We start from the raw sequence: 14,014 nt of genomic DNA, 5'->3' as shown, positions 1-14,014 counted from the left end.
TGATCAGATCTTTTCTTTTCATGCAACTTCCAATTCATCAACTCGTCGAACGTAAGGAATTTTTCCACTTTCAAGATCATAATAGATGTCTTTTAGATTCTCTTTCAACTCCTCCAGCGTTTCCCCCAGTGTCAAATAATCCGGATATTCTTCCAAATATCCCAACCACATTTCCCCATCTTCCCAATATACATACTTTTTTTTTCTCACCATCTTTCTCCTTCATGGCATAACAATTCTTACCCTGAATAAAACAGAATTTACTTAAAAAACTGCCTTCCCCTCACGGAAATTATAATACATTCATTATCATTAAATTAATATAAAGCAGGTTAATATGCAACTTAAAAATAACCTGTTCGACTTTACTGACTTAATAACTTTTAACTTTATAGACTCTTTTCTTTCCCGCTCTTAACAAAAATAATGAAATCCCCTCTGCCCTTGTTCTCATCATAATTAATCGAATCCAGATTCTCAACAGGTACAACAGAAACAACAGATACTTTTAATTCAGGGCGAAGAAGAAGTACTTTTTTTACAATTCCAAGTCTGTAATCCGAATGGAAATCTCCTTCGTAAGTAATGATTTTCATACCCGGATTCTTTTTTAGAAAATTATCAATCGACTCTGCCATTGTGTCATCTTTTATACACTGTGCTTCATACATCTTTTGAGGGTTCATGTGAGCCATAGGCATGGGTTTGTCTCCTCCGGTCATAAGAGAGATAAACCTCTTCCTGTAATCGTCATCAAGAGCTTTTAATGTTTTTGCAATCCATACTTTTTCAGAATCACTTACTGTCTCAAGGCCCTTTCCGCCTTTCCGTGCAACTATTGCTGCATATCTTCTCGGCACATTCATTGCAATAACAGGGAGGCCGTTTGTTTTTGCAAACTCAATAAGCGGTTTGTATGCAGTTTTATAATTACCCCAGGGTCTGGAATGTTTGAGAAAAGTATCTTCATCAATTTTCCCTGCAAGATAGTCATTAAGTGCATTCTGTACGTCCCTTTCAAACATCTCAAGTGCAATTGCTGTAGATTGGTTTTTTGAATAAAGGGCTTTTAGAATTTCATACTCAAGCACATGTGTAAGGCTGTCAGTATGGATCTCTCCAACAGAAACCATATCACTTGACTGCAGCCTTTTAATCAGTTCATCGAAACAAATTTTGTTTTGGCCGCTGCTGTCAGTTATTACAAAAGGTAATCTCTCATCAACGGAATGTTTTGAAGTACATCCCGAAATAATAAAAAGGACAACAAGGACAGAAATAAAAATATAACGTTTCATAGCTCTCTCCTCTCCGTTTAAACGGACTTTTTTCTCAAAATTAAAAGTCCCCCTCTGGCTTTTCACCTTAAGGGGGACCTGCTTTTTATTTATTTTACAGACATTACTCTGAAAGCCTCTTGTACATCTGATACCGTTCAGCTGCAAACTTTGCAAACTCTTCCCAATAACCGTCTACTTTCTCCGGGAATGTCTGCTTTAAGGATGCATAGCGCCTTTCACCTTCAAGAAAATCTTTAAGAGGAAGCTTCGGCTCTTTTGAATCAAGTATCAGAGGATTTTTCCCCTCATTTTTTAATTGAGGATTATATCTGTACAGAAGCCAATACCCTGTATCAACGGATTTTTTCTCTTCATCCTGAGTATGGGCCATATCAAATCCGTGATTGATACATGGAGCATAAGCAATAATAATAGATGGCCCATCATATGCTTCAGCTTCTACCATTGCTTTCATAAGCTGGTTTTTATTGGCACCCATTGCAACTGAGGCCACATAGACATAGCCGTAGCTCATCATCATAAGGCCGAGGTCTTTCTTAACAGTCTTTTTCCCTGCTTCTGCAAATTTAGCTACAGAACCGAGAGGTGTTGCCTTTGAAGCCTGGCCGCCTGTATTTGAATACACTTCAGTATCCAGAACTAAAACATTCACATTCCTTCCGGAAGCCATTACATGGTCCAGGCCTCCGTAACCAATGTCGTATGCCCATCCGTCACCGCCGAAGCACCATACGCTTTTATCCACAAAGTAGCTATCAAGTTCTTTAATACGCACTAATGTTGATTTTAAATCACCATGCGCTTTTTCAAGCTCTCCGGATAAAATATTTCTGATATTATCCGCATTTGTTTTTGATTCATCACTGACACTATCCCATAAATCCAATGCTTTTTTGAAAAGATCGCCGATATCTCCGCTTACACCCTGCTCAAGCGCCTTTTTAATATTGTAATTAAGCTGTTTTCTGTTGGAATCAACAGCTAGCCGCATTCCGAATCCGTATTCTGCATTGTCCTCAAAAAGAGAATTTGCCCACGCAGGACCGCGGCCGTCCTTGTTTTTTGTGTAAGGAATTGTCGGGAATGTTCCGCCCCAGATAGAGCTGCACCCGGTTGCATTTGCAACAATCATCCTGTCGCCGAAAAGCTGTGTAGCTAATTTCACATAAGGGGTTTCGCCGCAGCCTGCACATGCTCCTGAAAACTCCATAAGAGGCTGTTTAAACTGGCTTCCCTTTACAGTTGTCTCCTTGATAACCGTGCTGAGTACATCTTCAGGCAGGTTGAGGAAAAACACAACATTGTCATCCTCGCCAAGTTTGCGTTCACCTTCAAGAGGTCTCATCTCAAGAGCCTGTGTAGGACACTCATTCACACAGTCTACACAACCGACACAATCTTCAATAAATACCTGTACTTTGTAATCATGCTTTTCACCGTCTTTACTTAATGCCTTGATTGTGTTGAAAGATGCTGGTGCATTGTTTAGATTATCCCTGTCAATAAGCTTTACTCTGATTGCCGCATGAGGGCATACAATTGAGCACTGACCGCACTGAATACACTTATCGCTTATCCAGTGAGGCACCATTGGTGAAACACCGCGTTTTTCAAGTGCAGTTGTTCCTGATTGTACAAATCCGTCGTACGGCATCTGTGAAACAGGAACAGAATCTCCTTTTTCCCGCATAATGGGTTCAATAACATTCTGAATAAATTCGTTGGAACCGTCCGGTACAAGCTTTTTCATTTCAGTAAATTTCTCAGGCAATGAATCCGGAACCGGTATCTCCTGAAGAGCTTCAGCAGTACGATCAACTGCAGCCCAGTTATTCTTTACAACATTCTCACCCTTCTTCATGTAGCTTTTCTCTATGGCCTTTTTTATAAGCTCAATTGCCTTGTCTCTTTCAAGTACACTGGAGATAATAAAGAATGCAGCCTGCATAACAGTATTAATCCTGCCACCGAGGCCGACTCCCTTTGCAATATCAAGAGCATTGATGTTGTAGAATTTTATCTTCTTTTCAATGATTGTCTGCTGCATATCTTTTGTAAGATGTTCAAATACTTCTTCTCCTGACCAATGAGAGTTCAGCAAAAAGATTCCGTTGTCTTTAATACCTTCAAGGATATCATACCGTCCTATAAATGCAGGATTATGGCACGCAACAAAATCAGCGTTAAAAACCAGATACTCAGACTGAATAGGAGACTTTCCGAAACGCAGATGGCTTCTTGTGATACCTCCTGATTTTTTTGAATCGTATTGGAAATATCCCTGTGCAAACATATCAGTATTATCACCTATAATCTTTATGGAATTCTTGTTTGCACCGACTGTTCCGTCTGATCCCAGGCCCCAGAACTTACAGCTTATTGTACCTTCTGGAAGAGTGTTAATGTGCTCCTTAACAGGTATGGAAAGTTTTGTTACATCATCCGTAATACCTACAGTGAAATTATGGAAACATCCTTCATCAAGATGATCGTAAACAGCTTTTACCATTGACGGGGTGAACTCTTTTGAAGACAGCCCGTAACGCCCGCCAATAATTGTAATATCTTTTTTATCCTTCAGAGAAGAAACAACGTCAAGATAGAGCGGCTCTCCTATTGAGCCGGGTTCCTTTGTCCTGTCAAGCACAGCAATCTTTTTGACTGATTCAGGAAGGGCTTTTATCAAATGTTCAACTGAGAAAGGCCTGTAAAGCCTGACTTTTATAAGCCCGACTTTTTCTCCGCGTTCTTTTACAAGATAGTTTACAGTCTCTTCAATTGTTTCACATCCGCTGCCCATTGCAATAATAACCTTCTCTGCGTCAGGTGTACCAATGTAATCGAAAAGATGATAACTTCTTCCTGTATATTTTGCAATAAGGTCCATGTACTCCTGGACAATTTGAGGTGCAGCATCATAATATTTATTTACTGTTTCTCTTCCCTGAAAATATACATCAGGATTCTGCGCACCGACTTTAACTCTCGGATTTTCCGGATTGAGTGCCCTGCTCCTGAAATCCTCAACATATTTCATATCCACCATTTCAGCAAATGATTCATAATCAATAACATCTATTTTCTGTATTTCGTGGGAATTTCTGAAACCGTCAAAAATGTGGATAAAAGGGATTCTTGATTTAAGACTGGAAAGATGAGCAACTCCGGCAAGATCCATAATTTCCTGAATCGAACCCGCAAATATCATCCCCCATCCGGTATTTCTTGCAGACATCACATCAGAATGATCACCAAAAATAGAGAGCGACTGGCATGCAAGGGAACGCGCTGAAACATGAAAAACCGCTGGAAGCATCTCTCCTGCAATCTTATGCATATTGGGAAGCATAAGCATAAGCCCCTGAGAAGCTGTAAATGTTGTAGTGAGTGCACCTGCTGACAGAGAGCCGTGCACAGCACCTGAAGCGCCCGCTTCTGACTGCATTTCAATTACGTCAACTGTTTGCCCAAAAATATTCGTTCTGCCTGTTGCTGCCCATAAATCTGCATACTCCCCCATAGGTGATGATGGTGTAATAGGATATATAGCAGCCACATCGCTAAAAGCATAGGCAACATGAGCGGCAGCTGTATTACCGTCCATTGTAGCTTTTTTAAACTTTTTCATTTGCAATATGCTCCTTCTTTAATTTATAAAAATTTACTTTCTTTCAGCACATGCATTAGATGCATAAGGATTGAAGAAAATGAATTGTTAATAAGATTATGCCCTGCAGATGAACCGGACATCATCTAAATAAAACCAAAAGAAAATAATTATATCAATTGAAAAAAGCAAACTCTTTTCACAAAAATAATGCTAAAAATTTTTACAAATATTTCTTTATATCATTATCAATGAACCAAAGCTACCATATCCCTTACTGCTGAATCCATTCCGATTGACATTGCACGGGATAAAACCGCATGGCCTATGTTCACTTCCTCAATACTTTCAATAGCAGTAATTTCACTGACATTGTGATAATCCAGGCCGGTCCCTGCAGAAACACCCATTCCTATTTTTACCGCACCGATTGCAACCGACCGCACAGCTTCAACCTGATCTTCCCTTTCTGTCAGATCTTCTGCCTCTGCATATCTCGACATCTGAAGTTCAATATAATCCGCTCCTGCTTTGGCAGCAGCCTTTACCTGCTGAAACACAGGATCAACTACAATGCTTACAACAATACCGTGAGCTCTTATTTCATTTATAACTTTCTCAAACCTGGACATATGCCCTAAAATATCAAACCCTCCTCCCTCTGTTGACCCTGCTCTCTTTTCAGGCATTAGAGTTATCATATCAGGGCCGATACTCAAAGCAGTAGACAAAAGTTCCTGTTCCGGAGCAATCTGAATATTTAAATGAGTTTTAACTACTTCCCTTAACAATCTTATATCCCTCTCTGTTATAAGGGGAGATTCTTTTCTAAGCCTGCAAACAATACCGTCAGCACCGCCTAATTCAGCCAGCACAGCAATACTTACAGGATCAGGTTCTCCTGTCTTTGCTCCTTTCCTCAAAAGAGCAGCATTTTCAACGTTCACTCCCAGCCGTGCCATCTTTTATCTCCTCCTTATAAAATTTTAATGCAGAACATCCGATACAAAAACAAACCGATACCCCTTTGCCTGAATCTTCCCCACCTCCTGCTGCAGAATTTTCAGAGTCAGGGGCCGTGAATGTCCGATACCTATCGCAAATCCTCTCTTCTCTGACTTGCGTGCCAGATTCCATAATTGTTTTCGAATTGTGTCCCCGTCTTTTTCATAATCAATAAAAATATCTCTTTTTGTACAAGGAATATTTATACTTCTCGCAATTTGATACGCAACTGTTTTTGCTGTGGTTCTGCTGTCAACAAAATAGAGGCCCCTTTTTTTTAGGTCTCTGAGAATAATCTCCATTACTCTGCTGTTTTGCGTAACCTTTGAACCCATATGATTATTAACGCCCTTTGCATTCGGAACATCGTCAAGAGAACGCTGAATTATATTTAATATATCAAATCTTTTCATGTCATCAAAAATTATTAATCCGTCTTTTGGAAATTTCTCGCTGATCGGTTCCATGGGAAGATGCAGAATAACTTCACAGTTCAGCTTGTTCATTCCCCTTGCAACATCAGAGCTTTTTTTCCTGCCCGGCAAAACAGAGACTGTAAGATGGATTCCAAGATCGGCGAAAGATCTTGTAAATGAGTCCCACCTGTCGCCGAAATCATCAATTATTAAAGCTATTCTGCCTCTGTTTCTCTTTACAGAATCCATGGGAATTAAAAGAACATCAAAATAGGCCGAATCTTTATACCCCACATTCACTCTCACACGGCCTGATACAGGATCGCTTGTTGCGTTTATTATTTTTGCCGGAATGCGGTTTATTCTCTCTTTTAATGCAAGATGAAAATTCACTACCGGCAGATCCTGCGGTACCTTTATTTTCCACTCTTCCTTTCTATTTCTTATGTTTATTGATTTTGAAGGAATAATATCAAAATCCAGGCAAACATCATCAACAGCACTTTTTAAAATTTCAGCTGCAGGGTAATCAACAGGAATTATCTTTGCGGGCTCCTTCATGTTAATCCGGAATCTTGCCAAAAGCATAATAATTGTAATTACAACCATTCCGGTAACAGGTACCCAGGGATTGCTGATTATTTTCTTTATTCTGTTTCTATAAATAATTTTCAGGCCTCTATCCTCCCAGCTTTGCTTTTAATAAAGACCACGGTTCTCTGTCGGAAGTTCTGTGATCAATCCAGTTGTAGATTGACCATTCACCCCTCACATCAGGTGCAAGCCAGAATTCAGATCGCCCCTTAAAAATTTTTGTTTTCAATACTGTTCCCGTGTGCCGGATTCTTAAAGTATAATCTACAACGAGAATTGCACTCTCAGATGCAACTGCTTCTGAAGAAAGCACAAAATCAAGAGAGCATGTAGAATCATCGGGAACAATAGAAAACACTTGCCTCATGACGCTCTCTTCTTTCTGCTTTGTCCAGTTTATAAATATACCTGTGTACTGTGCAGATATTTCAGGGTCAGGTAAAAATTTAAAATTTTTGGAACTGTAAGACGAATCCGTAAGACATCGGATATAGTATTCCACGCTCTTTTCTTTTACAGAACGCTGTAGGTTGGAAAGTACCATTTCGGGGCTTACAGGAATCACCCATGCTGACTGGTTATTTACAGGGGGTTCAGGATCCCTTGTTGAAAAAGGCCATTCGCACTCTGCTGATACAAACAGGATAAAAATTAATGTCACTAAATACAGGAATCTTTTCATTTCTTTTCATACCAAATCTGATGAGCAGTTGTTTGTTTAAAATAACAATTGACAGCCAATGAATCAACCCGATTTTAAAATAAATCTGGCACCCCCCGAAAATTTAAGAAAATTGTATTGCATGTTTTTACTCCGGCATTAGAAAAATCTCCGGCTCGGAAATGGGAACGAAGCAGCGTTAAGAAAGTTCGGCTGTCTGAATCCCGAGTCTCTTTATCAAAATATAATAGTCCGAATCGGAAAAATGATTTATAATAATGTTAATCTAAACCTGCGGTGCGGTACTTTTTTTAAAAAAAAGTACCCAAAAAACACCGGCTGCTGCAAATCTCCTAAAAATGTAAAAAAGCTCTCTGAATCAAATAAACTCGTCCCGATTTTTCTGTCTGATTATACATATAGTTAAATCGGGACTCAGACAGAATTTGATTCCGGGCGTTCGCTTTTCTTCATTTTTTTAACGGAGATTTGCAGATGCCGGTAATCCTTCTGCTTGATACTAAAACAAACCGGAGAACCTTTTTCAACTTATTTATGCATACTAACTCTTTTAATTATAAAATTTTATGATGCTTTCTTTAACTGTTTTTTCGGGGGGTGCAAGGATTTTAAAATAAATCGGTAGCCTTTAAAAAATTAAAGGAATAATATCAATCCGTTTTATTTCAAAAATAAAAAAAGACCCATCATTAAATTATGTCTGTTTGACTAATGTATGCAGAGAGTGTTATTGCTTTTTGATTTTCATGTTTTATGCTTTTCTTTCCGGCCCATGGTACGGCATTTTTCAGGGCTATAGCTTTCCGTCCAGGAACAAGCAGCTCCCTTAAGCGTCCGGAATTTGCCATATGCGCTATAACAGTTCTGCCATTCAAATCAACAAAAACCGTAAATCTGTTTTCCCTCTTTAAAAAACGTCCTGATAACATATCATTATATTTCATAAGGCCTTCATAGAAAAGGCGCCTGTCTTTTTAAAAAACGGCGCCTTTAAATTAAACTATATTTGAAAACTCATTCTTTTTCTTTGTTGTTATCCTCTTTGCCTGATTCCGCTTCTTCTTCGGAAAGTTCCTCCTCTTCTTCCTCCTCGCGGTCTTTTCTTTCAAGAAGATTCTCGCCATCCTTTTTCTTCTTTAAGGCAAGAAATATAATGGTATTCCCTGCATTAAATACAGCCATTGGATAAGAAATAACAAGCCCGCCTATAAAAAGAAGGAAAATACCCATTATCCAGGAAGAGATCACTGAAATCATCGGCATCTGAAGGCTTATCAGTTCACGGCTGAAAAAGAAATAACCCGAATAATCACCCAATCCTGCTCTTACCCAGGCTACAACAGGATATATCCAGCTCTGGAGCTGATATGATGCGCCATAAGAGATATTGACAAATTTATCACCCATTCCCATTATCAGGATTTGATTCATAACCAGCCATGTCTCTTTAACAAAAAAGGCAACAACTCCAAAGCTCAGCACAACAACAACGAGGAGCAGAATCTCATAAACAATAAAACGCCAGGGCTGTCCGTAAAGCACAGAAAAGCTCTGGAACATTCCTTCAAAAGCATCATCGTCTGTTGTTGCAAGAATTGAGGGTGTAAGAAACATTGAAACAACAATAGCAAGCACAATAAACACTACAAAACATGCAGCTCCGAACCATAAAAGAGTAAACAGGGAAATCCCCAGTTCACCAATATACGGGATTCTGCCCAACAATCCGATAAATAATCCGCCGATGCATGTAAAGAATGCAATTGCGGTAATTGCAACAGGAGTTGAAATTACAGATCCGCCTTTTGTTTTTAACGCAAAAACAAAAGCTTCTTTCCATGTATAGAATGTATTCCCTTTAAGATGCATATAAGTTGCTCTTGCCACACCTGTAGCTCCTACAAGCCAGAAAAACAGCATAAATATTGCACCTATGCTAAAAATAACCCAACTATACCATGGAAGATTTAATCCTACAACACCGGGTACTAACCCGTATCGGGATAAGACAACTCCCAAATTATTTCCTCCAGCCAACAGGCTCAGATATGTAAAGACAACATAGCCTGCCCATCCTATAATAAAGCTGACAAACTGGATCCACAAGCGCTGGAAGCTGAATGCCAGTCTGGCCGAACGGAAAATATCCCGATAGTCAAACCGCACTTCAGTCATTAAGACCTCCTTTACTCAATTTACCTCTGCCTACTTGGTAGGTAGAATCTTATACATTCCTGTCCCGCATTTTGCACACTTGCCTTTCATAGCAGGTCTGCCGTTTTTCATTGTTACTCTCTCTGCGTCAACCATTTCTGTTTTTTCACGGCACTTTACACAATAAGCCATCTCTGCCATTCCAATCACCTCCTTTTATTTTAAAATATATTGTTTTTTAAACTGGATTTGACTTTCTAAAATGACAAAATTATTATTAAAAGTCAATAAAAAAATTTCATTTACGCATTAAATAGTGCTTATTCAAAAAATGAAACAGTATAACTCCTGATACTGCTCCTGACACATCAGCAATAAAATCAAGAACTTCAGCAAATCTTCCGGGAATGAACTTCTGGTGCAGTTCATCAGCTGCACCAAAAACAAACATAAACATAATTGTTAACAAAAATGCTTCTCTTCTGCTTTTTCTGCCTGCTGCAAGGGATCTGTAGACCAAAATCGAGAAAATAGAATATTCAAAAAAATGTGCTGCCTTATCTTCAAGCTCTATTCCGATACTCGGAGCTTGCAGCCTCGGTATTGACGATACTGTCAATATTAAAACTGCCATTAAAAATGCAGGCAGATGAGCTGCCAAAAACTTTCTTTTTGCAGAAAGAGATGATGCATTCTCCATTTATTAATCTCCGTACACAGTTATTTATTACAGCGAATTATATAATGTAATCTTTTTTTTTCTTGAATCCCATAATATTTTTATGTACTTTTCTCAAAACCTTCAAAAGATCCTTCCGTATTAATAAATTGGTGAAGCGTGGTTAAAAAAAATATCCAAAAATTCGTTGATGATGCACTGCAGGGCAAGCAGTATGCATTTAAAGCCCTGATGGACAGGTATCAGCCGGGAATATTTAAAATGATATACCAAATCATTAAAAACAGAGAAGAGACTGAGGATCTGGTTCAGGAGACTTTTCTCAAAGCATTTAAGTCCCTGGAAAGCTACAACAACAAATATGCATTTTCAACATGGCTGTATAAAATTGCTTTTAACCACAGCATAGACACAATAAGAAAAAGAAAACTGAAAACATTTTCCATTGATAAACCGATAAAATTCAGCAAGGGTGAAATTACTCATGAGATAAAAGACGAATCATTCAGCCCGGATAAAAATCTTCTGTATAAAGAAAGCATTGACAATATTCTTGAGCAGATTGAATCCCTGCCTGAAAAATACAAACGTGCGCTTGTTCTAAGGCATCAGGAAGATTATTCTTATGAGGATATCAGCAAAATACTCAAAATTCCTATCGGAACTGTCAAAGCCAGAATCTTTCGGGCCAGAGAAATGTTAAAAAAGAAAATACAGGAATAATCCGATGAAAAAAATCCAGTCTTTATTTATCATTCTATCTCTTTTTGTTTCTGCTTATGCACAGCAGGACACATCCGCTGCAAAAAGGCAGTTAAAAAAGCTTCGTGAAAATATGCGGCTCTATTCAGATGTATTAATTCAGCATAAAAGTGACAATTCGGAATCTCCTGACCCTGTATTCCAGATAAATATCAAAGCAGATGCTATTGACTCAATGTTAAAATACATGCCGAAACTTTCAAAAATGGCATTACAAACAAAAGGCAGCAGGGACACCTTGCTCCTCTATTTTGCACACATTCTCAACAACCCCAACAGGACACAGCGTAAAGGTATTGTCAAATTCGGTGACGATGTACTTGTAGGCCGCAATGAATTTGTGACAGGAGATATAGTTGTGATCGGAGGCAATGCTGATATTTACGGTGAAGTAGAAGGCGGGGTAATTGTTGTGTCAGGGCATATCCGCCTTGCATCAACAAGTTTAATTCATAAAGATGTTGTAAGTGTGTTCGGTACAACTGATATAGATCGCGGAGCACACATCATGGGCTCAACCAACATATTTAATCTTGGCAAAGTACTAAGCCTTCCCTTTTTTAAAATCAGAAAATTTCCATTTATAGCACTCATAATCAGGCTGATGTGGTTCTTTATAACGCTTTCTGTCATAACGATAATTTTCTACTCTTTTAAAGAATCCATAGAAAGGGTGCATGCATATTTCTCAAAATACTATCTTAAATCACTTGTAATAGGCGTAATAGGAATAATTGTTCTGCCTGCTGTTTTCCTTATTCTTGTAACAACTATAATCGGTATTCCCGTAGCCATTTTCCTGCTCCCGATTGCTGTTCTCTCCGCTTTTCTTGTAGGGATAACAGCTTGCAGCCTTTCAGTAGGGAAGCATATTCTTCCAAGAGCGGGAGTGAAAACAAAATCCGCATTTATTATTTTATTAACCGGATTTTTCGCAGTAGAACTTCCGTCAATCCTCATGAAAATTTCATCCTTTATCAGCCCGATTCTGCAGACAACTTTCTTCCTGACTGTTATTGTAGTTTATATTATTGCCTGGATTCCCGGATTCGGTGCAACAATAGCAACAAGATTCGGCAGGAAATAAATCAACAGTTAGCAACTCGCAGTTCACTGTTGGCAAAAAGAGGCTGTTAATTGCAGGTTGATAACTTATAGATGAGTCCAAATGGAAGCAGAAGGACTGTAAAGGATTGGAATTTACAGCCATTCCCAGTTTTTAAGCAGCAAATCAGCATGTTCCGGCCTTATTTCTTCTTTAAAAAAGAGAAACAGCCTTGCAGTAAAATTTCTCAATTCTCCCACATTGCCAGGCCAGTCGTAATCTCTGATAATCTTCATCACACCCGGGGTTATGGTTTTTCCGGAACAATCATACATTTTAGAAAATTTATTGGAAAAATAATCGAAAAGAAGAGGAATATCATCTTTTCTGTCTCTTAGAGGCGGAATTTTTATATTTATAACATTAAGTCGGTATAAAAGTTCTCTTCTGAACTTCCCTTTAAGTACTGCTTCTTCCAGGCCTGTTTCCGAAGATGCAATAATTCTGGTATCTCTGCCAAGGCTTAGAGTTCCGCCCTCTACTTCAACAATACCTTGTTCAATAAGGCTCAGCAATTTTGCCTGAGTCTTTAAATCCATTTTGTCAATATTACTCAAATATACAGTACCGTGCTCTGCTTGTGAAAATACTCCCTGATTCAAACCATTTATTTCATCAATAGAGCCAAAAAGTATTTTTTCCAGACTCCTGAAATTTTCGTTTTTTACATCTATATGCATAAAGGGCATTGCCGCTCTTGCACTATTCATATGAATTGAATTGGCAATCAGCTCCTTGCCTGTTCCCTGATCTCCGATAATTAAAACATTAATGCAGGAATTCCATGTCTTTTCAATGAGATTTTTTATCTCCAATACAGGCCTGCTCTGCCCGATAATTTCAAACTGTTCTTTTGCGTTTTTAAGTAAAAGCCATCTTTCACGTTTCAGGTCAGATAAATCTGCTGCATTCTTTATGGTAAATACGATCTGCTCCGGATCGACAGGCTTTCTTACAAAATCAAAAACATTATTATTAAGTGAAAAATTAAAACCGGTTTCACTTCCCCAGCCGAAAACAATAACAGGCTGGATAAACGGAAGCATCCTTTTAATTCTTTGTACAAGGTCAAGGCTTCTTGTTCCGGCTGTTTTCAAATCAATAAAAACTACTTTATAATTACCTTTTTTACATGCACGCAAAAGACTGGACTTGTTATAAACCGCATCCACAGAAAATCCATACGGTTTGATAATTTCCAAAAGAGTCACACTGAAACGATCATCCGCATCAAAAACGAGAATCGGTGCAGGTGTGCCGAGTTCAGCAATCGTTGACAACATACTGTTTTCATAATAGTTTCCCATATTTTAACTTATTAGCAAATTTTATACCTAAACAACGATATAAATAAAATAATTTCCGTATAATCATTAAGTGTACCATAAGTATCTATTAATACGATAGTTATCAAAACCAATAAAATGGTTCGATTCTTATCTATTATATCAATAGCTGCTGAAATACTGGCAGCATTGTATGAAATATTATACAAACAGTATGATTTTCTTTACACTATGAGGGAAAATTATAAGCAGACAACTGAGTACCTGCAGAGACTCTGTATCATAAAACTGAAATTTTAGAGATTGCCGCACATTCAGTTTGTACGGGATCCATGCAATTAGATCGAACAGGTTTATAACACAGCCGCTTCATGAAAGATCAGCAAGTATTTTTTGAATGCCCTGAGTTTACTAAAGTTTACA

Annotated in this window: 13 protein-coding genes; 2 read left to right on the top strand and 11 right to left on the bottom strand. The window is 38.4% G+C overall.

Going from position 1 to position 14,014, the window contains the following annotated elements; all coding sequences use genetic code 11:
• Window positions 1–18 precede the first annotated feature (18 nt).
• From J7K93_12220 to J7K93_12175, 10 genes are all read right to left on the bottom strand, one after another.
• A complete protein-coding gene (locus J7K93_12220; GenBank protein MCD6117775.1) occupies window positions 19–213 on the bottom strand; it encodes a type II toxin-antitoxin system HicB family antitoxin in 195 nt (64 codons plus the stop codon).
• A 176-nt stretch (window positions 214–389) separates the two neighbouring features.
• The gene (locus J7K93_12215; GenBank protein MCD6117774.1) at window positions 390–1,298 is read right to left on the bottom strand and encodes a ChaN family lipoprotein; all 909 of its coding nucleotides are present in this window, start codon (window positions 1,296–1,298) and stop codon (window positions 390–392) included.
• A 103-nt stretch (window positions 1,299–1,401) separates the two neighbouring features.
• On the bottom strand, window positions 1,402–4,929 hold the full coding sequence (nifJ, locus tag J7K93_12210; protein MCD6117773.1) for a pyruvate:ferredoxin (flavodoxin) oxidoreductase: 3,528 nt from the start codon (window positions 4,927–4,929) through the stop codon (window positions 1,402–1,404).
• A 227-nt stretch (window positions 4,930–5,156) separates the two neighbouring features.
• On the bottom strand, window positions 5,157–5,870 hold the full coding sequence (locus tag J7K93_12205; protein MCD6117772.1) for a pyridoxine 5'-phosphate synthase: 714 nt from the start codon (window positions 5,868–5,870) through the stop codon (window positions 5,157–5,159).
• A gap of 24 nt (window positions 5,871–5,894) precedes the next feature.
• The gene (locus J7K93_12200) at window positions 5,895–6,890 is read right to left on the bottom strand and encodes a divergent polysaccharide deacetylase family protein (GenBank protein ID MCD6117771.1); all 996 of its coding nucleotides are present in this window, start codon (window positions 6,888–6,890) and stop codon (window positions 5,895–5,897) included.
• 118 nt (window positions 6,891–7,008) lie between these two features.
• Window positions 7,009–7,605 carry a hypothetical protein gene (locus J7K93_12195; protein MCD6117770.1) on the bottom strand — a complete coding sequence of 199 codons (597 nt, stop codon included), beginning with the start codon at window positions 7,603–7,605 and terminating at the stop codon, window positions 7,009–7,011.
• Window positions 7,606–8,294: 689 nt separating this feature from the next.
• Window positions 8,295–8,549 (bottom strand): hypothetical protein, encoded by a 255-nt coding sequence (locus tag J7K93_12190; GenBank protein ID MCD6117769.1) that lies wholly within the window; start codon window positions 8,547–8,549, stop codon window positions 8,295–8,297.
• A 70-nt stretch (window positions 8,550–8,619) separates the two neighbouring features.
• A complete protein-coding gene (locus J7K93_12185; protein MCD6117768.1) occupies window positions 8,620–9,780 on the bottom strand; it encodes a hypothetical protein in 1,161 nt (386 codons plus the stop codon).
• 30 nt (window positions 9,781–9,810) lie between these two features.
• A complete protein-coding gene (locus J7K93_12180) occupies window positions 9,811–9,960 on the bottom strand; it encodes a hypothetical protein (protein ID MCD6117767.1) in 150 nt (49 codons plus the stop codon).
• A gap of 97 nt (window positions 9,961–10,057) precedes the next feature.
• Window positions 10,058–10,459 (bottom strand): VanZ family protein, encoded by a 402-nt coding sequence (locus J7K93_12175; GenBank protein MCD6117766.1) that lies wholly within the window; start codon window positions 10,457–10,459, stop codon window positions 10,058–10,060.
• A gap of 138 nt (window positions 10,460–10,597) precedes the next feature.
• Here J7K93_12175 and J7K93_12170 point away from each other — a divergent pair, with 138 nt between their 5' ends.
• The gene (locus tag J7K93_12170; GenBank protein ID MCD6117765.1) at window positions 10,598–11,161 is read left to right on the top strand and encodes a sigma-70 family RNA polymerase sigma factor; all 564 of its coding nucleotides are present in this window, start codon (window positions 10,598–10,600) and stop codon (window positions 11,159–11,161) included.
• Between the two features lie 4 nt (window positions 11,162–11,165).
• Complete coding sequence (locus J7K93_12165) at window positions 11,166–12,287, top strand: polymer-forming cytoskeletal protein (GenBank protein MCD6117764.1); 1,122 nt, start codon at window positions 11,166–11,168, stop codon at window positions 12,285–12,287.
• Window positions 12,288–12,400: 113 nt separating this feature from the next.
• Here J7K93_12165 and J7K93_12160 read toward each other — a convergent pair whose 3' ends face one another.
• The gene (locus tag J7K93_12160; protein MCD6117763.1) at window positions 12,401–13,588 is read right to left on the bottom strand and encodes a sigma-54-dependent Fis family transcriptional regulator; all 1,188 of its coding nucleotides are present in this window, start codon (window positions 13,586–13,588) and stop codon (window positions 12,401–12,403) included.
• Window positions 13,589–14,014: the final 426 nt, after the last annotated feature.

It is taken from the genome of bacterium (assembly GCA_021158245.1).
Taxonomy (GTDB): Bacteria; Zhuqueibacterota; QNDG01; order QNDG01; family QNDG01; genus QNDG01.
Note: the sequence above shows the minus strand (reverse complement) of the source record. Positions and strands in the feature narration are given on the sequence as shown.

Excerpts from the sequence above, each read along its gene's own strand:
- J7K93_12220 (MCD6117775.1), bottom strand. The coding sequence starts at position 213 with ATGGTGAGAAAAAAAAAGTATGTATATTGGGAAGATGGGGAAATGTGG.
- J7K93_12215 (MCD6117774.1), bottom strand. The coding sequence starts at position 1,298 with ATGAAACGTTATATTTTTATTTCTGTCCTTGTTGTCCTTTTTATTATT.
- nifJ (MCD6117773.1), bottom strand. The coding sequence starts at position 4,929 with ATGAAAAAGTTTAAAAAAGCTACAATGGACGGTAATACAGCTGCCGCT.
- J7K93_12205 (MCD6117772.1), bottom strand. The coding sequence starts at position 5,870 with ATGGCACGGCTGGGAGTGAACGTTGAAAATGCTGCTCTTTTGAGGAAA.
- J7K93_12200 (MCD6117771.1), bottom strand. The coding sequence starts at position 6,890 with ATGAAGGAGCCCGCAAAGATAATTCCTGTTGATTACCCTGCAGCTGAA.
- J7K93_12195 (MCD6117770.1), bottom strand. The coding sequence starts at position 7,605 with ATGAAAAGATTCCTGTATTTAGTGACATTAATTTTTATCCTGTTTGTA.
- J7K93_12190 (MCD6117769.1), bottom strand. The coding sequence starts at position 8,549 with ATGAAATATAATGATATGTTATCAGGACGTTTTTTAAAGAGGGAAAAC.
- J7K93_12185 (MCD6117768.1), bottom strand. The coding sequence starts at position 9,780 with ATGACTGAAGTGCGGTTTGACTATCGGGATATTTTCCGTTCGGCCAGA.
- J7K93_12180 (MCD6117767.1), bottom strand. The coding sequence starts at position 9,960 with ATGGCAGAGATGGCTTATTGTGTAAAGTGCCGTGAAAAAACAGAAATG.
- J7K93_12175 (MCD6117766.1), bottom strand. The coding sequence starts at position 10,459 with ATGGAGAATGCATCATCTCTTTCTGCAAAAAGAAAGTTTTTGGCAGCT.
- J7K93_12165 (MCD6117764.1), top strand. The coding sequence starts at position 11,166 with ATGAAAAAAATCCAGTCTTTATTTATCATTCTATCTCTTTTTGTTTCT.
- J7K93_12160 (MCD6117763.1), bottom strand. The coding sequence starts at position 13,588 with ATGTTGTCAACGATTGCTGAACTCGGCACACCTGCACCGATTCTCGTT.